The following is a 20,859-nucleotide window of genomic DNA, read 5'->3' as shown; positions in this document are numbered from 1 at the left end:
GCGCCCCGCGGACGCCTCAGATCCGGTCGAGAACCTTGCCGAGGAGCTCGCCCATGCGGGTGGCGCTGTCGCGGCCCGCCTGGAGGACCTCCTCGTGGTTCAGCGGCTCGCCCGTCATGCCCGCGGCGAGGTTCGTGACCAGGGAGATGCCGAGCACCTCCGCGCCGGCCTCGCGTGCGGCGATCGCCTCCAGGACGGTCGACATGCCGACCAGGTCCGCGCCGATCGTGCGAGCCATGCGGATCTCCGCCGGCGTCTCGTAGTGCGGGCCGGGGAACTGCGCGTAGACGCCCTCCTCCAGGGAGGGATCGATCTCCTTGCACAGGGCGCGCAGGCGCGGCGAGTACAGGTCCGTGAGGTCCACGAAGTTCGCGCCGACGATCGGGGACGTCGCCGTGAGGTTGAGGTGGTCGCTGATCAGCACCGGCTGCCCGGGGCGCATGCCCTCGCGCAGACCGCCGCAGCCGTTGGTCAGCACGATGGTCTTGCAGCCGGCGGCCACGGCGGTGCGGACACCGTGCGAGACGGCGGCCACGCCACGGCCCTCGTAGTAGTGGGTGCGGCCCAGGAAGACCAGGGCGCGCTTGTCGCCGATCTTGAAGGAGCGGATGCGTCCGCCGTGCCCCTCGACCGCGGGCGGCGGGAAGCCCGGCAGCTCGGTGACGGCGAAGTCCGCCTCGGGCTCGCCCAGCGCGTCGACGGCCGGCGCCCAGCCGGAGCCCATCACGAGGGCGACGTCGTGGGTCTCGGCGCCCGTCAGCTCACGCAGGCGCGCGGCGGCGGCGTCGGCGGCGGCGTAGGGGTCGCCCTGGATGTCGTCCGGAATAACTGAAGCGTTCACGCCGACGAGGGTAGCGGGTTACGGCCTACGCGCGTAGATGACGATGCTCACGGGAATCCGATCGTTGTCTTGTCGTTTCCCACGAAGGGCGCCCGGCCGCCCTTCGTGGACGCGTCAGCAGGGCCTCTTGCGCAGTTCCATCACGTAGTCGTGCGGGGCCCCCGCCGACTCCGCGGCGTCCGCGAGCTCGCCCAGGTAGCGCGCCGAGGGCAGGCCGCCCTCGTAGCCGTTGAGGACGTACACCCAGGCGGGCTCCTTGCCCTCCAGGGTGTCCACGCGGACCCGCATGCGGCGGTAGATGTCCATGCCCACGCCCTCCCACCGGTCCATGGACTCCTCGTCCATCGGCGCGATGTCGTAGAGGGTCACGAACACCTGCGAGCGAGGGGCCTCGACGATCGTCGCCAGGGCGCCCTCCCACCCCATGTGCTCCCCGCCGAAGGTGAGCCGCCAGCCGGTCAGCCAGCCGGTCGCGCGCAGCGGTGAGTGAGGGGCGCGGCGTGACATGAGCCGCGGATCCAGATTGCCGGCGTACGCGGCGTAGAGCGACATGACGTCGAGGGTACGGCAGCAATCAAGGAGGCAGGTCCGGTAGCGGCAGGACGGTCGGGACGAGGGCGTTCGCACGGACGGAGGCCCCGGCGCGTCCGTACCTTGAAGCGTGCGGGACAATGGAGTACGTGACTCGGATCGTGATCATTGGTGGCGGACCCGGCGGATATGAGGCGGCTCTCGTGGCCGCCCAGCTCGGCGCGGAGGTGACCGTCGTCGACTGCGACGGTCTGGGCGGGGCGTCGGTGCTGACCGACTGCGTGCCGTCGAAGACTCTGATCGCGACGGCCGAGGTGATGACCACCTTCGATTCGTCGTACGAGGAGCTGGGGATCATCGTCGCCGATGACACCCCGCACATCGACAGCCCCGCGCGCGTGGTGGGTGTCGACCTCGGCAAGGTCAACCGCCGTGTGAAGCGCCTCGCGCTCGCGCAGTCCCACGACATCACCGCGTCCGTCACGCGTGCGGGCGCGCGCGTGCTGCGCGGCCGTGGCCGCCTGGCGGGACAGCAGGACATCGACGGGTCGCGGAAGGTCGTCGTGCGGGCCGCCGACGGCAGCGAGGAGACGCTCGTCGCCGACGCCGTGCTCATCGCCACCGGCGGTCACCCGCGCGAGGTCCCCGACGCCCAGCCCGACGGCGAGCGGATCCTGAACTGGACCCAGGTGTACGACCTCGACGAGCTGCCCGAGGAGCTCATCGTGGTCGGCTCGGGCGTGACGGGTGCCGAGTTCGCCGGCGCCTATCAGGCCCTCGGGTCGAACGTCACCCTCGTGTCGAGTCGGGACCGGGTGCTTCCGGGGGAGGACCCGGATGCCGCCGCCGTCCTGGAGGACGTCTTCCGGCGGCGCGGGATGAACGTGATGTCCCGTTCGCGTGCCGCCTCCGCCAAGCGCGTGGGCGACCGCGTCGAGGTCACGCTGGCCGACGGCCGCGTCATCTCCGGCAGCCACTGCCTGATGGCCGTCGGCGCCATCCCCAACAGCAGCGGCATGGGCCTGGAGGAGGCCGGGGTCAAGCTGAAGGACTCCGGTCACATCTGGACCGACAAGGTCTCCAGGACCTCCGCCCCCGGTGTGTACGCCGCCGGTGACGTCACCGGGGTCTTCGCGCTCGCCTCCGTCGCCGCCATGCAGGGGCGCATCGCGATGTACCACTTCCTGGGGGACGCGGTGACGCCGCTGAACCTGAAGACCGTCTCCTCGAACGTCTTCACGGACCCCGAGATCGCGACCGTCGGCTACAGCCAGGCGGACGTCGACGCGGGCAAGATCGACGCGCGCGTCGTCAAGCTGCCGCTGCTGCGCAACCCGCGCGCGAAGATGCAGGGCATCCGCGACGGCTTCGTCAAGATCTTCTGCCGTCCGGGTACGGGCATCGTGGTCGGCGGTGTGGTCGTCGCGCCGCGCGCCTCGGAACTGATCCATCCCATCTCGATCGCGGTCGACAACAATCTGACGGTCGAGCAGATCGCGAATGCGTTCACCGTGTACCCATCGCTTTCGGGGTCGATCGCCGAAGTGGCGCGTCAGCTGCACACCCGGAAGACCGCGGGAGAGGGCTGACCGGCCCGGACTGGCCAGGATGGGCGGCTATACCACTTCCCGTCCCGCTGTGCGAACAACTTCTGTAATTCGGCGCAAACTGCTGAAAGCAGACGGTCGTTGGGGTTACTGTCAGTTTCGTGTTCGCTGCAGAACGTCGTCAATTGATCCTCGAAATGGTGCGGGCCAACGGAGCGGTATCGCTCCGTGAGCTCGCCCGCGTCGTCCAGACCTCCGAAGTGACCGTACGGCGGGACGTGCGCGCGCTGGAGGCAGAAGGACTCCTCGACCGCCGGCATGGCGGTGCGGTATTGCCGGGCGGATTCACGCGGGAGTCCGGCTTTCCGCAGAAATCACATCTCGCGACCGCCGAGAAGACGGCCATCGCCGATCTCGCGGCGGGTCTCGTCGAAGAAGGCGAAGCCATCGTCATCGGCGCCGGTACGACCACGCAGGAGCTGGCCCGACGGCTCGCGCGGGTCCCCCGCCTGACCGTCGTCACCAACTCCCTGCTGGTGGCACAGGCGTTGGCCCACGCCAACCGCGTCGAAGTCGTCATGACCGGCGGCACCCTGCGCGGTTCCGACTACGCCCTGGTCGGCAGCGGCGCCGAGCAGTCCCTGCAAGGGCTGCGCGTGTCCCGCGCGTTCCTCTCGGGCAGTGGCCTGACCGCCGAGCGCGGCCTGTCCACGTCCAACATGCTCTCCGCGAGCGTGGACCGCGCCCTGGTCCAGGCGGCGGCCGAGGTCGTGGTCCTCGCCGACCACACCAAGCTCGGCACCGACACGATGTTCCAGACGGTGCCGACGGACGTCATCACCCGCCTGGTCACGGACGAGCCCCCGGCGCACGACGACCGGGCCGCCACGGAACTCCAGGCCCTGGCCGACCAGGGCGTGCGGATCGCGGTGACGGGCGGATCCGGGACCCCTGACGCCGGACCCGGCGTCGACTCCGTCCCCACGGGGCGCCAGCAGCGCCGGGACGTGCCCCTGCCGGGTCAGCGGCGCAACCACGGGGCGGGTCCGGGTCAGCAGTTGCGCAACGCGCTCCTCGGGGAGCAGCAGGGGGAGCGGGCCGCGCGCGTCGCGGATCTGCGCCGCCGCTGAGCGCCGGGCGGGGCCACGGCGGCGGTACCTACGCCGCCGCGCACCCGTCGGCCTTCAGGCCCCGCAGGGTCAGCGTGAGCAGGCGGTCGGCCAACTCCGGATCGTCCGGGGTCTCTTCGGCCGCCAGCGAGATCGCGTTGGTCAGCTGCAGCAGGTCGGCGATGGAGACGTCGGGCCGCACGGCCCCCGCCTCCTGCGCGCGGGCGAGCAGGGCCGCGCCGGCCGCGCGCATGGGCTTGCTGCACCGCGCCAGGGCCGAAGTGTCGTCGTGCGACGCCGACATGAGGGCGCTGGAGAGGCCGCGGTACTCACCCGCATGAGTGACGATGGCGCGCAGCCACGCCACCAGCGCCGAACAGGGCTTCGGGTCGTCGAGCAGGGCGTGGGAGCGCGCGAGCAGATCGCGTACGGCGTCCTCCCAGACCGCGCTCATCAGCGCGTGCCGGTTGGGGAAGTGCCGGTAGAGCGTGCCGATGCCGACGCCCGCGCGGCGCGCCACGTCCTCCAGTGACGTACCGGTGCCGTGCTCGGCGAAGGCCGCGCGGGCCTCCGCGAGCAACCGGTCGTAGTTGCGGCGCGCGTCGGCACGCATGGCCCGCGCGGACTGCTGCGCCGCTGTCGCCTGCTGGTCCATGCCGGTCGTCATCCCCGCACCCTTCGTGAACGTACGCGTCCTTCAAGGATGCCACTGCCGACGGGCCGCGATCAGTGGCGGTCAGGCCTTCCCGCGCCGGTCTCCCCGCGGCCGAAGAAGGCGTCCAGCTCCGCTCGCGCCCTGCGTTCGCGCCGGTGCGGCGGCAGCCTGCCCCCACACACCTCGCGGACCAGCCACAACACCAGGGGGTACGTGATGAAGGCGCCGACGAGCAGCCCGCTCAGCACCCCGGAGACCAGCTCCTCCATGATCACCAACTCGCCTTCGTGCCGAGCTGCTTGGTGCCGTGCTGCTCGGCGCCGTCGCCGCGGAAGCCCTCCCGGGCGGCGGCGATCATCGCAGCGGCGCCGTCCGGGACCACCGCGCCGTAGCCGAGCAGCCGCCAGCGCGGGTCGACGGCCTCGCTCTCGTAGTACGGCACGGGGCCCGCCGCCGACGGCACCAGGAGCGGCGCGGGCTCCCGGGCGCAGCCGTGGCAGACGGTGACCTCTTCGGCGGCGCCCGCGATCACCGTGCGCGTCCGCCCGCGCTCGTGCAGCGGATTGAACCAGCAGGGCGGGTCGGCCCGCAGCGGCCGCTCGGTCACCAGGGCCTCCAGCGCCCGCAGCCCGATGCGGCTGAACTCGACGGTCGCGACGAGCTCTCCGAGGGCGTACGCGGCGTCGTACGCGGGATCGGGGCCGAGCGGCCCGTCGCCCGCCGGCGGGAGCACGGAGTCGCTCGCCTGGATCGACGCCGAGGTGGCGGACGCGGCCAGCTCCGTACGGAGTTCGGGGGGCAGCGCGCAGCTGTGGCGCAGTGCGGCGCCAAGGGCGGAGGCGTCGCTCAGCAGCCGTGCCCGCGACTCGGCGTGCGGGCGCAGGGCCTCGGGATCACCGTGGGGGTCCGGCAGCGGGGCGTGCCAGTCGGGGGCGGGCAGCGGCAGGGCGAAGGTGTAGGGGCGGCGGCGGCCCAGCGGCAGCCGGGTGAAGCGGCGCAACAGCGCCATGGAGAGGCCCGCGGCCAGCCCCAGGAGGAACCCCGCCGCGTAGCGCTGTCCGGCGTCGGCGGCTGCCGCGAGCCAGGCGGCGCCGGTGCTGACACCTGCGGCGGCCGCCAGCCCCAGTAAGTCCCCTGTACGTGTCACTGAAGCCCCCGTGGTCTTCGGCTCTGCACGGGGAAGGACGTGGGGCGGTGGCGCGGTGGTTGCGGGGCCGCCCCGCCTCCTGGCCCGGCCTTGTCACGGCTCCGCCGAGTCCGTCCTCACGCGCTGCCGGACCTTGCGAAAGGCCAGGTGGCGGTGGTGCTCCTCCTGGTGGGCCGGGTCGCTGCCGGGGTCGGCCAGGGCGTGGACGCCTCCGAGCCGGAGCGCGGGTGAGTCGGACCCGAGTCTGTCGTCGGCAGAGTGTCGGCGCCCTGCCCGTCCGCCACAACCGCAACTCCCGGTCATTCGGCGCGGCAGGCGGCCTTCGCTTGGCTGTCATGACGATGGAGACCGGGCGCGACGGCAGGCGGTTGCGTGCCCGGCCACGCACGCCGGGCCGGGCTGGAGTGTCCAGCCCGGCCCGGCACATGCGGCACCTTCGTGCGTCAGTCCTTGATCTCGCAGATCACCGCGCCGGAGGTCAGGCTCGCGCCCACCTCCGCCGTGAGGCCCTTGATCGTGCCCGAACGGTGCGCGTTCAGGGGCTGTTCCATCTTCATGGCCTCCAGGACGACGACCAGGTCGCCCTCCTTGACCTCCTGGCCCTCCTCGACCGCGATCTTGACGATCGTGCCCTGCATGGGCGAGGCGAGGGTGTCACCGGAAGCGGTCGGGCCGGACTTCTTGGCCGCGCGGCGCTTGGGGCGGGCGCCGCCCGCCGCCGCGGTGCGCGCGATCGTCATGCCGAGGGAGGAGGGGAGCGAGACCTCAAGGCGCTTGCCGCCGACCTCGACGACGACCGTCTCGCGGCCCGGCTCCTCGTCGGACTCCGCGTCCGTGGCGGGCGCGGCGAAGGGCGGGATCTCGTTGACGAACTCGGTCTCGATCCACCGGGTGTGGACCGTGAACGGGTCGCCGGAGCCGGTCAGTTCGGGCGCGAACGCCGGGTCCTGGACGACGGCGCGGTGGAACGGGATGGCGGTGGCCATGCCCTCCACGGTGAACTCCGCGAGGGCGCGGGCGGCACGCTGGAGCGCCTGCTCGCGCGTCGCGCCGGTCACGATCAGCTTGGCGAGGAGCGAGTCCCAGGCCGGGCCGATGACCGAGCCGGACTCGACACCCGCGTCCAGGCGGACACCGGGACCGGAGGGGGCCTCGAACTTCGTCACCGTGCCGGGCGCGGGCAGGAAGTTGCGGCCCGGGTCCTCGCCGTTGATGCGGAACTCGAAGGAGTGGCCGCGCAGTTCGGGGTCGCCGTAACCGAGTTCCTCGCCGTCGGCGATGCGGAACATCTCGCGGACCAGGTCGATGCCGGCGACCTCTTCGGTGACCGGGTGCTCCACCTGGAGGCGGGTGTTGACCTCCAGGAAGGAGATCGTGCCGTCCATGCCGACGAGGAACTCGACGGTGCCCGCGCCGACGTAGCCGGCCTCCTTGAGGATCGCCTTGGACGAGGCGTACAACTCCGCGACCTGCGCCTCGGAGAGGAACGGCGCCGGGGCCTCCTCGACCAGTTTCTGGTGGCGGCGCTGGAGCGAGCAGTCACGGGTGGAGACGACGACCACGTTGCCGTGCTTGTCGGCCAGGCACTGGGTCTCGACGTGCCGCGGCTTGTCGAGGTAGCGCTCCACGAAGCACTCGCCGCGCCCGAAGGCCGCCACGGCCTCGCGCACCGCCGAGTCGTACAGCTCCGGGACCTCTTCGAGGGTGCGGGCGACCTTCAGGCCGCGCCCGCCACCGCCGAAGGCGGCCTTGATGGCGATGGGCAGCCCGTGCTCCTCGGCGAAGGCGACGACCTCGTCGGCGCCGGAGACCGGGTCAGGGGTGCCCGCGACGAGCGGGGCACCGGCGCGCTGCGCGATGTGCCGCGCGGCGACCTTGTCACCCAGGTCGCGGATGGCCTGCGGCGGCGGGCCGATCCAGTTCAGGCCCGCGTCGATGACGGCCTGCGCGAAGTCGGCGTTCTCCGAAAGGAAGCCGTAACCGGGGTGGATCGCGTCCGCCCCCGAGTCCTTGGCCGCCGCCAGCACCTTGGAGATGTCCAGGTAGCTGGTGGCCGGAGTGTCACCGCCCAGCGCGAACGCCTCATCGGCCGCCCGGACGTGCAGAGCGTCCCGGTCGGGGTCTGCGTAGACGGCTACGCTCGCGATCCCTGCATCCCGGCATGCCCGAGCAACGCGGACAGCGATTTCGCCACGGTTGGCGATGAGCACCTTGCGCACGATGGCTCCCTCCTTGAAACAAGCCGAGTTTAGGGACTGCCGACACGGCCTTACGACCCGTCCCCAAGGGTGAGCTTGCCCACACGGAGTGTGATGCGAGGTCCCCTCGTCCCGCGAAAACCCTTGTCGTACCACGGTACGCAGGGTTCCTCCCCGGCAGCGTAGCCGCACGGTGTGGTCAAGGTCTCTGTGAAGCCGCGCTGCGGCAGGGCCGCTTTCTTTGTGGAGTCCCTACGAATGGCCCAATGATTCTTTGCCTGCCGCGCAGCCCTTGTCCCGAGGTTTACCCATGAGTAGCGTTCGCGATGGCTCGACGTACCAGGGGTAACAGCGGGAACGGAAAGAGGGTGGGGCGCCGTGGCGCGCAGACCGGTGGCCTGGGTGGGCGCGATCGTTCTCCTCGCGGAGGCGGTCGGCATCGCGCTGCTCAACTGGTTCCTCGGCCTGGTCGTCGAGAACCAGGGCATGTCGCTGGCCGGCCTCGATCCGCACGCGATGACCGTCTCGACATGGATCGGCGGAGCCCTCTTCGGCGGCTACCTCGCGCTGTGCGGCGTCATCCTGGCCCTCGCGGGCGCCAGGGACCGCGCCCCGGGCCGCTTCGGGAGGCTGCTGCTGATCAGCTGCGCCGTCGTGCACGGCGTCCTCGGCGCCTTCTGCGTCGGCCTGGTGGGCTGGCCCGCGTTCGCCTTCATGATGGCCGTGCTCGGCCTGATCGTCCTCACGCTGGTGGCGTACGAGAAGCGGGCGCGCGAGGGCGGCGCCCCGGCGCCCGCGGCAGGTCCTACGCCCACAATTCCGTGATGCCGACGCCCAGTTGACCGAGCAGGCGGCGCAGCAGCGGCAGCGAGAGACCGATGACGTTGCCGTGGTCGCCGTCGATGCCGTCGATGAACGGCGCCGAGCGGCCGTCCAGCGTGAAGGCACCCGCCACGTGCAGCGGTTCGCCGCTCGCGACGTACGCGGCGACCTCCTCGTCGGAGGGCTCACCGAAGCGGACCACGGTCGAGGCCGTCCCCGACGCGTACGTCCCGGAAACGGTGTCGTAGACGCAGTGCCCCGTCTGGAGGACGCCCGCACGGCCGCGCATGGCCTTCCAGCGGGCGGTCGCCTCCTCGGCGTCGGCGGGCTTGCCGAGCGCCTTGCCGTCCAGTTCCAGGACCGAGTCGCAGCCGATGACCAGGGCGCCCTTGACCTCGGGCCGCGCGGCGACGACGGAGGCCTTGGCCTCGGCCAGGGCGAGGGCGAGCTCGGCGGGGGTCGGCGCGGAGACCTTGTCCTCGTCGACGCCGCTGACGATCACCTCGGGGGCGAGGCCCGCCTGCCGGAGCAGGCCGAGGCGGGCGGGGGACTGGGAGGCGAGCACGAGACGGCGGCGTGGCTGATCACTCATGCCGGTCAGGGTAGCGAGCGCCCCGACGCCGCGCGTGAGGCGCTCAGTGGATGCCGAGCACGAACATCGCGACGACCATGGCCAGGGCGAGGACGAAGCCCGCACGGCGCATCTTCGCCTGCATGTCCCGCATGTCCTTGGGCGGGTTGTTCTCCGGGTCCGACCACAGCATGCCTTCGATACTGCGGCCGGGCGGGCCGGGGCGCCTGAGTACGCGTACTCAACTTCCCCGGCCCGGTGCGTCCGGCCGGGCGGCGGCTAGCCGGGCCAGTACGTGCGGCCCCACGCCGTGGGACCGGGCGCGGGCAGCCGGTGGCGGGCCACCCGCGCGGGGTCGGCCCACGCGGCGGGCGGCGCGGGCGCGCCGGACGGCTGGCCGGCCACCGCCGCGGCGCGCGCCTGGACCACCGCCAGTGCGGCGGCCAGCTCCTCCGGGGTCGGGTTGCCCCGTACGACCTTGATCACTAGGGCTCCTCTACAGGGGGATGTTGCCGTGCTTCTTCGGAGGCAGGGATTCCCGCTTAGTGCGCAGCTGACGCAGGCCCCGCACCAGGTGCGAGCGGGTCTCCGACGGCATGATCACGGCATCGATGTAGCCGCGCTCGGCCGCCGTGTACGGGTTGAGCAGCGCGTCCTCGTACTCCTGGATGAGCTGCGCGCGGGCCGCCTCCTGGGCCGCCTCGTCACCGGCCGCGGCGATGGTGCGGCGGTGCAGGACGTTCACCGCGCCCTGCGCGCCCATCACCGCGATCTGCGCGGTCGGCCAGGCGAGGTTCAGGTCGGCGCCCAGGTGCTTGGAGCCCATGACGTCGTACGCGCCGCCGAAGGCCTTGCGCGTGATGATCGTGATCAGCGGGACGGTGGCCTCGGCGTAGGCGTAGATGAGCTTCGCGCCGCGGCGGATGATGCCCGTGTGCTCCTGCTCGACGCCCGGCAGGAAGCCCGGCACGTCGACGAAGGTCAGCACCGGCACGTTGAAGGCGTCGCAGGTGCGCACGAAGCGAGCGGCCTTCTCGGAGGCGTCGATGTCCAGGCAGCCGGCGAACTGCATCGGCTGGTTGGCGACGATGCCCACCGGGTGGCCCTCGACGCGGCCGAAGCCGGTGAGGATGTTCGGCGCGAACAGCGGCTGCGTCTCGAAGAACTCGCCGTCGTCCAGGAGGTGTTCGATCACGCCGTGCATGTCGTACGGCTGGTTCGCGCTGTCCGGGATCAGCGTGTCGAGGGCGCGGTCCTCGTCCGTGAGCTCCAGGTCCGCCTCCTCGGGGAAGGCGGGCGGCTCGCTGAGGTTGTTCGACGGCAGGTAGGACAGCAGCGACTTGACGTATTCGATGGCGTCCTTCTCGTCGCCCGCCATGTGGTGCGCCACGCCCGACGTGGAGTTGTGGGTGCGGGCACCGCCGAGCTCCTCGAAGCCGACGTCCTCACCGGTGACCGTCTTGATCACGTCGGGGCCCGTGATGAACATGTGCGAGGTCTGGTCGACCATCACCGTGAAGTCGGTGATCGCGGGGGAGTAGACCGCGCCGCCCGCGCAGGGCCCGACGACCAGGCTGATCTGCGGGATGACACCCGAGGCGTGCGTGTTGCGGCGGAAGATCTCGCCGTACATGCCGAGGGCCATCACGCCCTCCTGGATGCGGGCACCACCGGAGTCGTTGATCCCGATGACGGGGCAGCCCGTCTTCAGCGCGAAGTCCATGACCTTGACGATCTTCTGGCCGAAGACCTCGCCGAGTGCGCCGCCGAAGACCGTGAAGTCCTGCGAGAACACGGCCACGGGGCGGCCGTCGACAGTGCCGTACCCGGTCACCACGCCGTCGCCGTACGGCCTGTTCTTCTCCAGGCCGAAGCTGGTCGAGCGGTGCTGCGCGAACTCGTCGAACTCCACGAAGGAGCCCTCGTCGAGGAGCAGCTCGATCCGCTCACGCGCCGTCAGCTTCCCCTTGGCGTGCTGCTTCTCCACCGCGCGGGCCGATCCCGCGTGCTTCGCCTCCTCGATGCGGCGCTGGAGGTCCGCGAGCTTGCCGGCGGTCGTGTGGATGTCGGTCTCGGACATAGGGATGCGGCTCCCTGCCTGCTCAAAGGTGCGTATGGCGGCTTACGGCTGGCTACTGCCCCGTAGCGTATCGGCGCGGATACCGTTCGGCAGTGCGGCGTTTACCACACCTAGGGTGGCTTGCATGACGCCGCCAGATGCTGAAGACAACCGCTGGTCCGACCTCGACCGCCCGCCCCTGAACGCCGCCTCCCTGCGGCGGACGCTGCTGCGGGAGGGCGGGCTGTGGTCCTCCCTGGACGTGGTGCCCCGCACCGGCTCCACCAACACCGACCTGGTGGCACGGGCCGATGACCTGGCCGAGGGAGCCGTGCTGGTCGCCGAGGAGCAGAGCGCGGCGCGCGGGCGCCTCGACCGGCAGTGGTCGGCGCCCGCCCGCTCCGGACTCTTCTTCTCCGTCCTGCTCAAGCCCGCCGAGGTGCCCGTCGAGCGGTGGTGCTGGCTGCCGCTGCTCACCGGCGTCGCCGTCGCCACGGGGCTCTCGCGGGTGGCCGGCGTGGACACGGCGCTCAAATGGCCCAACGACCTCCTGGTGACCGTCGGTGACGAGGAGCGCAAGGCCGGCGGCATCCTCGCCGAGCGGGCGGGTTCCGCGGGGGGCTCCGGCGCCGGCGTGGTCATCGGCATCGGCCTCAACGTCACGCTCCGCGAGGACGAGCTGCCGGTGCCGACGGCGGGCTCACTGGCACTGGCAGGCGCCGCGACCACGGACCGGGACCCGCTCCTGCGGGCCGTGCTGCGCTCGCTGGAGCAGTGGTACGGCGTGTGGCGCGGGGCGGGCGGCGACCCGTCCACATCCCGCCTCCAGGAGGCATACGCGGCGGGCTGCGCGACGCTGGGCCGCCGGGTACGGGCGGAGCTGCCGGGCGACAGGGCGATCGTAGGAGAGGCGGTAGCGGTGGACGGCGACGGCCGCCTGGTCCTCGCCACGGAGGAGGGCGTGCAGGAACCGGTGGGAGCGGGCGACATCATCCACCTGCGACCGGCGACGTAGCCGGCATGGGGTGGGCCCCGCCGGGGAGGGCCCCGCGCGGGGCCGCCTGAGGCGCACCAGGCCCCGTTAGGGGCGCGGGGAACGGCGCGAACAACCACAACGAACCGGCACCCGGCAAGGGGCCCCTTAAGGGGCGCGGGGAACTGCGCGAACAACCACGACGCACCCGCACCCGAGAGGTCACGGGGAGTCGGGAGTGAGCTGCGGCACACCTGCCGTAAAGTTGACGCCGGTCGATACCTGACCGCGGCAGATCGGAAGGGCAGCAGGCGTGACCGTCGACGACACGGGCTCCGGCGCGGGTGCACAGCGCGGCCCCGACGACGGACCCGGCCGCAGCACCGGATCGGCCGGGACGGACGCCCACCAGATCCCCGACGTGGAGGACGAGAAGGCGGACGGCGAGTCCGCGAAGAACCCCCTCGCCCTCCAGCTCGAACAGCTCATCCTCGGCGCCGACCGCCGCTACACCCCCTTCCAGGCGGCGCGCAGCGCAGGCGTCTCGATGGAGCTGGCCTCCCGCTTCTGGCGAGCCATGGGCTTCCCCGACATCGGCCAGGCCAAGGCCCTGACCGAAGCCGACGTACTCGCGCTGCGGCGCCTGGCCGGTCTCGTCGAGGCCGGCCTGCTCAGCGAGGCCATGGCGGTCCAGGTGGCCCGCTCGACCGGGCAGACCACCGCCCGGCTCGCCGAGTGGCAGATCGACTCCTTCCTGGAGGGGCTGACCGAACCGCCCGAGCCGGGCATGACCCGTACCGAAGTCACGTATCCGCTCATCGAGCTGCTCCTGCCCGAGCTGGAGGAGTTCCTCGTCTACGTCTGGCGCCGCCAGCTCGCCGCCGCCACCGGCCGCGTCGTACAGGCCGCGGACGACGAGGAGATGGTCGACCGGCGGCTCGCCGTCGGCTTCGCCGACCTCGTCGGCTTCACGCGGCTGACCCGCCGCATGGAGGAGGAGGAGCTCGGCGAACTCGTCGAGGCCTTCGAGACCACCGCCGCCGACCTGGTGGCCGCACACGGCGGGCGGCTCATCAAGACCCTCGGCGACGAGGTCCTGTACGCCGCCGACGACGCGGGCGTCGCCGCCGAGATCGCGCTGCGGCTCATCGAGACCATGGCCAACGACGAGACCATGCCGGAACTGCGCGTCGGCATCGCCTTCGGGACCGTGACGACCCGTATGGGCGATGTCTTCGGCACGACCGTGAACCTCGCGAGCCGCCTCACGTCGATAGCGCCCCGGGACGCGGTGCTCGTGGACGGCGCCTTCGCAAAGGAGCTGACGCGGACCGGGGACGCGCCCGCCTCCGAGGCGCAGGCCGCGGAGGCGGCGGCCGCGGCGGAGAAGGAGGGCGAGGAGCCGCCCGCGTACCGCTTCGCGCTCCAGCCGATGTGGCAGCGGCCCGTCCGCGGCCTCGGCATCGTCGAGCCCTGGCTGCTGGCCCGCCGTACGTGAGAGCCCGCCGTCTCCCGGGGCCGGGGCCTCTTCCCGGTGCCGGGCGCGGCTGACATGATCCCCGGGTAACGGTCGTTAACCGGCAGGAGGCATCGGTCATGGGTGACGAGCAGCGGTACGGGGAGTACGTGGCGGTCAGGCGGCACGGCCATGTCGCCGAACTGGTCCTGGACCGCCCGAAGGCGATGAACGCCGTCTCCTCGGAGATGGCCCGCTCCGTCGCCGCCGCCTGCGCCGCCCTGTCCGAGGACAGTGCCGCCCGCGTCGTCGTCGTGACCTCCACCCACGAGCGGGCGTTCTGCGTCGGCGCCGACCTGAAGGAGCGCAACTCCCTCAGCGACGCCGAGCTGCTGCGCCAGCGCCCCACCTCCCGCGCCTGCTACACCGGCGTGCTGGAGCTGCCCATGCCCACCGTCGCCGCCGTGCACGGCTTCGCGCTCGGCGGCGGCTTCGAGCTCGCCCTCTCCTGTGACGTGATCGTGGCCGACCCGACCGCGGTCGTCGGGCTCCCCGAGGTCTCCGTCGGCGTCATTCCCGGCGGCGGCGGTACGCAGCTCCTGCCGCGCCGCGTCGGCGCCGCCCGCGCCGCCGAGCTGATCTTCTCGGCGCGGCGCGTGGAGGCGGCCGAGGCGCGGGAGTTGGGCCTGGTCGACCTGCTGGTGGGGGAGGGCGAGGCCCGTGCGGAAGCGCTCGCGCTCGGCGCCCGCATGGCGGCCAACTCGCCCGTCGGCCTGCGCGCCGCCAAGCGTGCCCTGCGCCTCGGGCACGGCCTCGACCTGCGGGCGGGCCTCGAGGTGGAGGACGCGGCGTGGCGCACGGTGGCCTTCTCGGGCGACCGCGCGGAGGGTGTCGCGGCGTTCAACGAGAAGCGGAAGCCCGAGTGGCCCGGGGAGTAGCCAGCCGGCGGGCTTATGCCCCAAAGTTCCAAATTGTCGTAAACCTCTTAGCCTGGAGGGATGGGTGAGGACGTCCGGCTGCGGGCCGTGGTGGAGCTGGCGCAGGCCATGGCCGCCGCGCAGACTCCGCGTGAGTCCTGGCAGGCCGCGGCCCTCGGTGCCTGCCGCGCGCTGAGCGGCAGCTTCGCGGCGCTGTCCGTGTGGGAGCGGGACCTGGGCCAGTTGCGGGTCCTCGTGAACGCGGGCGAACGAACCGAGGACGAGGAGGAGTTCCCGGAGCGGGAGGCGTACCCCGTCCACCAGTTCCCGGAGATCACCGAGTTCCTGCACGAGCGCTGGGCCGGCGGTGGCGAGCCGAACGCCTGGGTCGAGACGGCCGAGGGGCCCAGCGGCGGCCACTGGGCGGGCTACTGCCACCAGCGCGTCTCGGCGCTGCGCCGGCGCGGCCGCGGCTGCTGCGTGGTCGCGCCGATCGTGCTGCACGGGCGCGCCTGGGGTGAGCTGTACGTGGCCCGGCCGGTGGGCGCGCCCGTCTTTGGCCGTTCCGACGCCGATTTCGCGACCGTACTCGCGGCGGTGGCCGCCGCCGGGATCGCTCAGACCGAACGCCTTGAGGAGGTGCGCCGGCTGGCCTTCACGGACGCGCTGACCGGGCTCGCCAACCGCCGCGCGGTGGACCTGCGGCTCGACGAGGCGGTGGAGCGCCACCGCCTGGACGGCGCCGTGGTGAGCCTGGTCGTCTGCGACGTGAACGGGCTGAAGCGGGTCAACGACACCCGGGGGCACGCGATCGGCGACCGGCTCCTGGAGCGCTTCGGCTCCATCCTCTCGCTCTGCGGCGCGATGCTGCCGGGGACGCTGGCCGCGCGGCTCGGCGGCGACGAGTTCTGCCTGCTGTCGGTGGGGCCGGCCGCCGACGAGGTGGTGCGCGTCGCCGATGAACTGTGCCTGCGGGCGGCGGAGTTGGAGCTCGGGGACGGGGTCGCCTGCGGGGTCGCGTCCACCGGGGACCCGATCGGCCCCGTCCACTCGGCCCGCCGCCTCTTCCGCCTCGCCGACGCGGCGCAGTACCGGGCGAAGGCGGCGCGCGCGCAGAAGCCGGTGGTCGCGGGGCGCGAAGGCAGTGACGACCCTGTGGTCCGGCTCGCCGACTCGCCCCCGCGGGTGGCCGAGCCGGGGGAGCGGCGCCGGTTCCGCGGCCGGGGGACCCCGCCCCCGGGGTAAGCGGCCCCGGCGGAGTGCACCTAGTACACCTGTGACGAAACCTGTGACATAACCCGCGCCGAACCCGCCCGTGACACCTGACGATTCAATCCGTACGCTGCTGAATATGGATATGCACAGCGTGGGCACCGTGGCCCTTGGGACGTCCGGGACGAGTGCGGCGGACGTCATCGCCGTCGCGCGCGGCAACGCACGGATCGAACTGACCGACGAGGCACGGGCCGCCCTGGCCGCGTCGCGCGAGATCGTCGACGCGCTCGCGGCCAAGCCCGACCCCGTCTACGGCGTCTCGACCGGCTTCGGCGCCCTGGCCAGCCGCCACATCGGCCCCGACCTCCGCGCCCAGCTCCAGCGCAACATCGTCCGCTCGCACGCGGCCGGCATGGGCCCGCGCGTGGAGCGTGAGGTCGTACGCGCGCTGATGTTCCTGCGCCTGAAGACGGTCTGCTCGGGCCACACCGGCGTACGCCCCGAGGTCGCGCAGACGATGGCCGACGTCCTGAACGCGGGCATCACCCCGGTCGTCCACGAGTACGGCTCCCTCGGCTGCTCCGGTGACCTCGCCCCGCTCAGCCACTGCGCGCTGACGCTGATGGGCGAGGGCGACGCCGAAGGCCCCGACGGTGCGCTGAAGCCCGCGGGCGAACTGCTCGCCGCGCACGGCATCACGCCCGTAGAGCTGCGGGAGAAGGAGGGCCTGGCGCTCCTGAACGGCACCGACGGCATGCTCGGCATGCTGATCATGGCTCTCGCCGACCTGGAGACCCTCTACAAGTCGGCCGACGTCACCGCCGCCCTCACCCTCGAAGCCCTGCTCGGCACGGAGAAGGTCCTCGCCCCCGAGCTGCACGCCATCCGTCCGCACCCGGGCCAGGCCGCCTCCGCCGCCAACATGCTCGCGGTGCTCGCCGGTTCGGGCCTCACCGGCCACCACCAGGACGACGCGCCGCGCGTCCAGGACGCGTACTCGGTGCGCTGCGCGCCGCAGGTCGCGGGCGCCGGCCGCGACACCATGGCGCACGCCCGCACGGTCGCCGAGCGCGAGCTGGCGGCCGCCGTCGACAATCCGGTCGTGCTCCCCGACGGGCGCGTCGAGTCGAACGGCAACTTCCACGGCGCCCCGGTCGCGTACGTCCTGGACTTCCTCGCGATCGCCGCGGCCGACCTCGGCTCCATCGCCGAGCGCCGCACCGACCGGCTCCTGGACAAGAACCGCTCGCACGGCCTGCCGCCGTTCCTCGCGGACGACGCGGGCGTCGACTCCGGCCTGATGATCGCCCAGTACACGCAGGCCGCCCTGGTCAGCGAGATGAAGCGCCTCGCGGTCCCCGCGTCGGCCGACTCCATCCCCTCCTCCGCCATGCAGGAGGACCACGTCTCCATGGGCTGGTCGGCAGCGCGCAAGCTGCGTACCGCCGTCGACAACTTGACCCGCATCGTGGCCATCGAGCTCTACGCCGCCACCCGCGCCGTCGAGCTGCGCGAGGGCCTCACCCCGGCCCCCGCCACGCAGGCGGTCATCGAGGCGGTCCGCAAGGCGGGCGTCGCGGGCCCGGGGCCGGACCGCTTCCTCGCCCCGGACCTGGCGGCCGCGGACGCGTTCGTCCGCTCCGGCGCGCTGCTCGCCGCGGTGGAGCCGGTGACGGGCGCGCTGGCCTAGGCCACGCCCGTGGCGCCATGGTCGAGCGCCTGCCGGACGCGGGACGCCAGTGCGGCCCAGGGCCGGGCGTCGACCACCGGCAGCGCGTGCAGGGCCGCCTGCTCGCCGAGCCAGCAGGAGTACGCGGCGCTGATCCCGGCGCGCTCGGTCTGGTCGCCCTCGTCCGGCTCCCGGCAGGCGTAGTTGGCGGCGATCTGCCCGGGATCGCCCTCGTGCAGGAAGACGGCCCGCACCTCGCGCCCGGCCGCGGCGCCCGCACGCATGGCGCGCGCCGCGGCGGCCGGGGTGAGGTAGTCGCCCTCGATCACGGCGGGCACGTCGACGGTCAGGCGGTTGCGCACGACACCGAGGAGCGCGGGGTCCAGGGCCCGGGCCGTGGCGATCTGGAGTTCCAGGACCCGCGCGGCGGAGAGCTGCGAGACGCCGCCGTCGAAGTGGTGGAGGTCCGGATGCCCCCGCGCCGTGGTGATCGCCCGGACCGCCGCGACGGCGTCGTCGAACTCGACGACGAACGCCTCCGACTCCGCTGCCAGTTGAGCGGCGGCCCGGCTCTTTCCGACGCCGGACGCGCCGCCGAGCAGCAGGATGTCCCAGGGCGCCGTACGCGCGCGGGGCCCGCTCAGAAGGCCGCGCCGCGTGCCTGGCCCGAGCGCTCTCTGCGGACGGAGTAGGCCACGAAGCCCGCCCCGAGGCCGAGGAACGCCGTCCCGCCGGCCACGTACGGAGTCGTGTCGAAGCTGCCGGTGTCGGCGAGGCGCCCGGTGGTCGTGGTCGCGGTCGCATCGTGGTGGGGGGCCGAGTTCGCGGGCCTGTCGTCCCGGGGGGTGTCGTGCGACCCGGCGGAGGTCGCGTTCGCGGAGGGGACGAACCACAGGGCGCCGAGGAGGGCTCCGGCGGCGGTGGCGGTCAGCATCGAACGACGTGCGGACACGGAATCGGATCCCCCTTGTGGCGCTGGCGAATTGGCCGTGTGGGGCGATGGTAATGAAAGGCGCGGGTCGCGGGAAAGTCGCGGGGGGAGCGGGCCTTACGCTCCCTCGTATGACTGGAGACGAGACATCACGGTTTGTGCGACTGCGGGTTGAAATGGTGGTGGAGGTCGAGGACGCCGAACAGCTGACCGGTGCCGCGCTGGCCCGCGTCGCGGAGGACGGGCAGATGCCCGCCGAGGAGCGCGCGCACGCCGAGAGCGCCGTCAAGGAGGACGGTGCGGAGGCGCTCGCCTATCTGGTGGATCCGTTCGACCTGGTCAGCGAGGTGCCCGGGATCGAGCTCACCCAGGCCTCGTGGAGCAGCGAAATGACCGACTACGACCCCGACTCGCCGGACTGGGACCCCGACGAGGATGATGACGACGACGGCGAGAGCGACGGGGACGACGAGTCCGACGCGGAGTACGGCCATGAGGCGATGTACGGCCGCGACGACAGGCTCGCCTAGCCGACGGCGCGATCCGGACCTGGATTAGGGGATCCGGAATCGGGGACCCCGGACAGCAACCGCCGTCCGGGGTCCCGTCGTCTCATCCCCGCACGGTGATCGGTTTTCCCCTCGGCGGTCCCATGCCGCACAGTGGTGGCGGGGACCGGCGCCAGCACCGCGGACGTGGTGTTCCCCACACTCCGCGCGGAAGTGGAACGGGACGAACCGGGCAGGACGTTATGCGGGGTTACGAGGCACTATCGGGGCCGGTCACGGCTGGTTCGGGGATTCGGCAACTATGGAGATGCGTGTGATGACGGACAGTAGGCGTCGCAAGTCGGGGCGTGGGCGCAAGGGCCTGGCGGCCGTGTCCGCGCTCGTCGGCGGCGTGCTCGTGCTCTCGGCGTGCAACGGCGACGACGGGGGCAAGGCCTCCGGCGGCGGCAAGGAGTCGCAGAACCAGGTCGACGAGGCGGCGGCCAAGAAGACCTCCGCCGCCCAGATCCGGATCGCGCCGAAGAACGGCTCCGACAACGCCAGCATCAACAGCGCGGCCAAGGTCACGGTCAGCGAGGGCACGCTCACCTCGGTGGTGATGAAGGCGTCCGACGGTCAGGCCGTGGCCGGTCAGATATCCGCTGACAAGACGAGCTGGAAGCCCGCCGGCCAGCTCGAACGCGCCACGAAGTACAAGATCTCGGCCACCGCCAAGGACTCCGAGGGCCGCAAGGCGCACGAGAACTCGACGTTCACGACCGTCTCGCCGGCCAACAGCTTCATCGGCAGCTTCACGCCCGAGAACGGCTCGACGGTCGGCGTCGGCATGCCCGTGTCGATCAACTTCGACAAGGGCATCACGAACAAGAAGGAAGTCCAGTCCGCGATCAAGGTGTCGTCCACCAGCGGGCAGGAAGTCGTCGGCCACTGGTTCGGCAACAACCGCCTGGACTTCCGCCCGGAGGAGTACTGGCAGGGCAACTCCACCGTCACGCTGAAGCTGGACCTCGACGGTGTCGAGGGTGCCGACGGTGTCTACGGCGTCCAGCAGAAGACCGTTCAGTTCAAGATCGGCCGTAACCAGGTCTCCATCGTCGACGCCAAGACGAAGACGATGAAGGTCACCCGGGACGGCAAGGTCATCAAGACCATCCCGATCTCCGCGGGCTCGCCCGAGAACAAGACGTACAACGGCAAGATGGTGATCTCCGAGATGTTCAAGGAGACCCGCATGGACGGCGCGACCGTCGGCTTCAAGGACAACGACGGCAAGGGCGAGTACGACATCAAGGACGTGCCGCACGCCATGCGGCTGTCCTCCTCGGGCACCTTCATCCACGGCAACTACTGGGGCTCGCCGTCGATCTTCGGCAACGCCAACACCAGCCACGGCTGCATCGGCCTGGAGGACGCCAAGGGCGCGGGCGACAAGAGCAAGCCCGGCGCCTGGTTCTTCGACAACACCATCACCGGTGACGTCGTCGACGTCCGCAACACCGGCGACAAGACCATCGCCCCGGACAACGGCCTCAACGGCTGGAACATGGACTGGGCGCAGTGGAAGGCCGGCTCCGCCGTCTGATCCCACGCGTACGCGCGCACACGCGTACAGTCGTACGACACGACGCGGCCCGCACCCCGGCCAAGGGTGCGGGCCACCGTCATGTCCGGGCAAAAACCCACCGGCACCAACTACCCGCTTTCTCCCC

22 protein-coding genes are annotated in these 20,859 nt (G+C 72.1%); 10 read left to right on the top strand and 12 right to left on the bottom strand.

Annotated features, from left to right (window positions below; translation table 11 throughout):
* Positions 1–16: 16 nt before the first annotated feature.
* Complete coding sequence (locus ACF062_RS15280; RefSeq protein WP_320590114.1) at positions 17–841, bottom strand: purine-nucleoside phosphorylase; 825 nt, start codon at positions 839–841, stop codon at positions 17–19.
* 114 nt (positions 842–955) lie between these two features.
* Positions 956–1,393, bottom strand: coding sequence for a gamma-glutamylcyclotransferase (locus ACF062_RS15275; RefSeq protein WP_223776395.1), 438 nt, complete (start codon positions 1,391–1,393; stop codon positions 956–958).
* 119 nt (positions 1,394–1,512) lie between these two features.
* Between ACF062_RS15275 and ACF062_RS15270 the strand changes: the two genes are divergently transcribed.
* Positions 1,513–2,961 carry an NAD(P)H-quinone dehydrogenase gene (locus ACF062_RS15270; RefSeq protein WP_223776396.1) on the top strand — a complete coding sequence of 483 codons (1,449 nt, stop codon included), beginning with the start codon at positions 1,513–1,515 and terminating at the stop codon, positions 2,959–2,961.
* A 119-nt stretch (positions 2,962–3,080) separates the two neighbouring features.
* Positions 3,081–4,049 (top strand): DeoR/GlpR family DNA-binding transcription regulator, encoded by a 969-nt coding sequence (locus tag ACF062_RS15265; protein WP_392138338.1) that lies wholly within the window; start codon positions 3,081–3,083, stop codon positions 4,047–4,049.
* Between the two features lie 28 nt (positions 4,050–4,077).
* Here ACF062_RS15265 and ACF062_RS15260 read toward each other — a convergent pair whose 3' ends face one another.
* From ACF062_RS15260 to ACF062_RS15245, 4 genes are all read right to left on the bottom strand, one after another.
* Complete coding sequence (locus ACF062_RS15260; RefSeq protein WP_392138336.1) at positions 4,078–4,695, bottom strand: TetR/AcrR family transcriptional regulator; 618 nt, start codon at positions 4,693–4,695, stop codon at positions 4,078–4,080.
* Positions 4,696–4,754: 59 nt separating this feature from the next.
* Entirely contained in the window at positions 4,755–4,952 is a 198-nt protein-coding gene (locus ACF062_RS15255; protein WP_392138335.1) for a hypothetical protein, read from the bottom strand.
* Between the two features lie 2 nt (positions 4,953–4,954).
* Positions 4,955–5,830, bottom strand: coding sequence for a hypothetical protein (locus ACF062_RS15250; protein WP_392138333.1), 876 nt, complete (start codon positions 5,828–5,830; stop codon positions 4,955–4,957).
* Positions 5,831–6,273: 443 nt separating this feature from the next.
* Entirely contained in the window at positions 6,274–8,049 is a 1,776-nt protein-coding gene (locus ACF062_RS15245) for an acetyl/propionyl/methylcrotonyl-CoA carboxylase subunit alpha (RefSeq protein WP_392138331.1), read from the bottom strand.
* 357 nt (positions 8,050–8,406) lie between these two features.
* On the opposite strand from ACF062_RS15245, the gene ACF062_RS15240 reads away from it, so the two are divergent.
* Entirely contained in the window at positions 8,407–8,853 is a 447-nt protein-coding gene (locus ACF062_RS15240) for a hypothetical protein (RefSeq protein WP_392138330.1), read from the top strand.
* Here the strand turns inward: ACF062_RS15240 and ACF062_RS15235 are convergent.
* The 4 genes from ACF062_RS15235 to ACF062_RS15220 all read right to left on the bottom strand — a co-directional run bounded on the left by ACF062_RS15235 (position 8,834) and on the right by ACF062_RS15220 (position 11,501).
* Positions 8,834–9,442 (bottom strand): nucleoside triphosphate pyrophosphatase, encoded by a 609-nt coding sequence (locus ACF062_RS15235; RefSeq protein WP_392138328.1) that lies wholly within the window; start codon positions 9,440–9,442, stop codon positions 8,834–8,836. The genes ACF062_RS15240 and ACF062_RS15235 overlap by 20 nt on opposite strands.
* A gap of 43 nt (positions 9,443–9,485) precedes the next feature.
* Positions 9,486–9,614 carry a morphogenic membrane protein MmpB gene (mmpB, locus tag ACF062_RS15230; protein WP_263303355.1) on the bottom strand — a complete coding sequence of 43 codons (129 nt, stop codon included), beginning with the start codon at positions 9,612–9,614 and terminating at the stop codon, positions 9,486–9,488.
* Positions 9,615–9,700: 86 nt separating this feature from the next.
* The gene (locus ACF062_RS15225; RefSeq protein WP_392138326.1) at positions 9,701–9,907 is read right to left on the bottom strand and encodes an acyl-CoA carboxylase epsilon subunit; all 207 of its coding nucleotides are present in this window, start codon (positions 9,905–9,907) and stop codon (positions 9,701–9,703) included.
* Positions 9,908–9,917: 10 nt separating this feature from the next.
* Positions 9,918–11,501 (bottom strand): acyl-CoA carboxylase subunit beta, encoded by a 1,584-nt coding sequence (locus ACF062_RS15220; protein ID WP_223776404.1) that lies wholly within the window; start codon positions 11,499–11,501, stop codon positions 9,918–9,920.
* A gap of 124 nt (positions 11,502–11,625) precedes the next feature.
* On the opposite strand from ACF062_RS15220, the gene ACF062_RS15215 reads away from it, so the two are divergent.
* The 5 genes from ACF062_RS15215 (at position 11,626) to hutH (ending at position 17,731) form a co-directional block, all read left to right on the top strand.
* Entirely contained in the window at positions 11,626–12,495 is an 870-nt protein-coding gene (locus ACF062_RS15215; RefSeq protein WP_392138324.1) for a biotin--[acetyl-CoA-carboxylase] ligase, read from the top strand.
* A gap of 271 nt (positions 12,496–12,766) precedes the next feature.
* Complete coding sequence (locus ACF062_RS15210) at positions 12,767–13,951, top strand: adenylate/guanylate cyclase domain-containing protein (RefSeq protein ID WP_392138322.1); 1,185 nt, start codon at positions 12,767–12,769, stop codon at positions 13,949–13,951.
* A gap of 98 nt (positions 13,952–14,049) precedes the next feature.
* Complete coding sequence (locus ACF062_RS15205) at positions 14,050–14,847, top strand: enoyl-CoA hydratase/isomerase family protein (protein WP_392138321.1); 798 nt, start codon at positions 14,050–14,052, stop codon at positions 14,845–14,847.
* A 60-nt stretch (positions 14,848–14,907) separates the two neighbouring features.
* Positions 14,908–16,071: a diguanylate cyclase domain-containing protein gene (locus ACF062_RS15200; protein WP_392138319.1), complete on the top strand. Its 1,164-nt coding sequence runs from the start codon at positions 14,908–14,910 to the stop codon at positions 16,069–16,071.
* Between the two features lie 121 nt (positions 16,072–16,192).
* Positions 16,193–17,731 carry a histidine ammonia-lyase gene (hutH, locus tag ACF062_RS15195; protein WP_392138883.1) on the top strand — a complete coding sequence of 513 codons (1,539 nt, stop codon included), beginning with the start codon at positions 16,193–16,195 and terminating at the stop codon, positions 17,729–17,731.
* On the opposite strand, the gene ACF062_RS15190 is transcribed toward hutH, so the two are convergent.
* Together ACF062_RS15190 and ACF062_RS15185 are read right to left on the bottom strand one after the other, a co-directional pair.
* Positions 17,728–18,312, bottom strand: coding sequence for an AAA family ATPase (locus tag ACF062_RS15190; RefSeq protein ID WP_392138881.1), 585 nt, complete (start codon positions 18,310–18,312; stop codon positions 17,728–17,730). The two genes, hutH and ACF062_RS15190, sit on opposite strands and share 4 nt — an antisense overlap.
* A gap of 38 nt (positions 18,313–18,350) precedes the next feature.
* The gene (locus tag ACF062_RS15185; protein WP_392138880.1) at positions 18,351–18,644 is read right to left on the bottom strand and encodes an LPXTG cell wall anchor domain-containing protein; all 294 of its coding nucleotides are present in this window, start codon (positions 18,642–18,644) and stop codon (positions 18,351–18,353) included.
* Between the two features lie 128 nt (positions 18,645–18,772).
* Between ACF062_RS15185 and ACF062_RS15180 the strand changes: the two genes are divergently transcribed.
* Positions 18,773–19,171, top strand: a complete 399-nt coding sequence (locus ACF062_RS15180) for a hypothetical protein (protein WP_392138317.1) — start codon at positions 18,773–18,775, stop codon at positions 19,169–19,171.
* A gap of 295 nt (positions 19,172–19,466) precedes the next feature.
* Positions 19,467–20,732, top strand: a complete 1,266-nt coding sequence (locus ACF062_RS15175) for an Ig-like domain-containing protein (protein WP_223776410.1) — start codon at positions 19,467–19,469, stop codon at positions 20,730–20,732.
* Positions 20,733–20,859: the final 127 nt, after the last annotated feature.

The sequence above is a fragment of the Streptomyces sp. NPDC015345 genome (assembly GCF_043078805.1).
Taxonomy (GTDB): Bacteria; Actinomycetota; Actinomycetes; order Streptomycetales; family Streptomycetaceae; genus Streptomyces.
This window is presented reverse-complemented; position numbering and strand designations above follow the sequence as displayed.

What these genes read in the sequence shown, in the direction of transcription:
- ACF062_RS15275 (WP_223776395.1), bottom strand. Translation starts at nt 1,393, where the DNA reads ATGTCGCTCTACGCCGCGTACGCCGGCAATCTGGATCCGCGGCTCATG.
- ACF062_RS15270 (WP_223776396.1), top strand. Translation starts at nt 1,513, where the DNA reads ATGGAGTACGTGACTCGGATCGTGATCATTGGTGGCGGACCCGGCGGA.
- ACF062_RS15260 (WP_392138336.1), bottom strand. Translation starts at nt 4,695, where the DNA reads ATGACGACCGGCATGGACCAGCAGGCGACAGCGGCGCAGCAGTCCGCG.
- ACF062_RS15255 (WP_392138335.1), bottom strand. Translation starts at nt 4,952, where the DNA reads ATGGAGGAGCTGGTCTCCGGGGTGCTGAGCGGGCTGCTCGTCGGCGCC.
- ACF062_RS15235 (WP_392138328.1), bottom strand. Translation starts at nt 9,442, where the DNA reads ATGAGTGATCAGCCACGCCGCCGTCTCGTGCTCGCCTCCCAGTCCCCC.
- mmpB (WP_263303355.1), bottom strand. Translation starts at nt 9,614, where the DNA reads ATGCTGTGGTCGGACCCGGAGAACAACCCGCCCAAGGACATGCGGGAC.
- ACF062_RS15220 (WP_223776404.1), bottom strand. Translation starts at nt 11,501, where the DNA reads ATGTCCGAGACCGACATCCACACGACCGCCGGCAAGCTCGCGGACCTC.
- ACF062_RS15215 (WP_392138324.1), top strand. Translation starts at nt 11,626, where the DNA reads ATGACGCCGCCAGATGCTGAAGACAACCGCTGGTCCGACCTCGACCGC.
- ACF062_RS15205 (WP_392138321.1), top strand. Translation starts at nt 14,050, where the DNA reads ATGGGTGACGAGCAGCGGTACGGGGAGTACGTGGCGGTCAGGCGGCAC.
- ACF062_RS15200 (WP_392138319.1), top strand. Translation starts at nt 14,908, where the DNA reads ATGGGTGAGGACGTCCGGCTGCGGGCCGTGGTGGAGCTGGCGCAGGCC.
- ACF062_RS15185 (WP_392138880.1), bottom strand. Translation starts at nt 18,644, where the DNA reads ATGCTGACCGCCACCGCCGCCGGAGCCCTCCTCGGCGCCCTGTGGTTC.
- ACF062_RS15180 (WP_392138317.1), top strand. Translation starts at nt 18,773, where the DNA reads ATGACTGGAGACGAGACATCACGGTTTGTGCGACTGCGGGTTGAAATG.
- ACF062_RS15175 (WP_223776410.1), top strand. Translation starts at nt 19,467, where the DNA reads ATGACGGACAGTAGGCGTCGCAAGTCGGGGCGTGGGCGCAAGGGCCTG.